The 829-nt window shown below is 36.4% G+C and carries 2 tRNA genes; both read right to left on the bottom strand.

From position 1 onward, the window contains the following. Positions 1-323 precede the first annotated feature (323 nt). Positions 324-395 (bottom strand) — tRNA-Pro (locus CO675_RS39590). A 69-nt stretch (positions 396-464) separates the two neighbouring features. After that, positions 465-535 (bottom strand) — tRNA-Trp (locus CO675_RS39585). Positions 536-829: the final 294 nt, after the last annotated feature.

Here is an 829-nt window from a genome sequence, read left to right as displayed (position 1 = left end):
CAACATAATAATAAATAAAGATAATATAATCATTTGCTTCTCCCCTTGTCTTATAGCAGTAGTAGGAATCGAACCTACGTTTACCATTAGACTATACTGCTAACTATGACTAACTATCAGTAGCTGGCATCTTATTATAGAGCAGTAGGGAATCGAACCCTACACCACGTTAGTACACCTTATTACTCTAACCAGCTGTCACTTAGTTATGCCTGTGACACTTTAATACACTAGGACTTTCGTTAGCTGATATAACCGTGCACCAGTTATCTGTATAGTTGTGCCATAGCTTAACACTTCGTCTATGGACTATACACCACTCATCAGGATAGCTGGACTCGAACCAACACTACATGTTCCCAAAACACGCATGCTACCATTAACACTATATCCTGTTACTATATGCCATAATACGCTCAATACCTAGAACTATAACTTATAACATATAATAAAATAAAGGAGAACACGAACAGTAGGAATCGAACCCACGTTTACAGGTTTGGAATCTGTAGCATTACCATTATACTATGTTCGCTAGATACAAAGGGCTGTTAGTTGCTAGTACTCATTTAATCAAACAGTATGCTTTACAGTTTGCACCCTATGCTTGGCTGTCAACTCTATGACATTTAAGTACCGTCAATCAGTACACCTATTCTTTTAATTCAAAACGTTTAATACTCCAGCCACTACCAATAAGATAGATGTAAATACACTTAGCATAATAGCTAGATAGTCATGGCGATAATACCACTCCTTAAAGTTGGTAACCGAACCTACACCATATAAAATGCCAAGAATAATCAAGGCAATATTAATTACAATCATT

The sequence above is a fragment of the Bradyrhizobium sp. C9 genome (assembly GCF_002532045.1).
Classification (GTDB): Bacteria; Pseudomonadota; Alphaproteobacteria; order Rhizobiales; family Xanthobacteraceae; genus Bradyrhizobium.
Note: the sequence above shows the minus strand (reverse complement) of the source record. Positions and strands in the feature narration are given on the sequence as shown.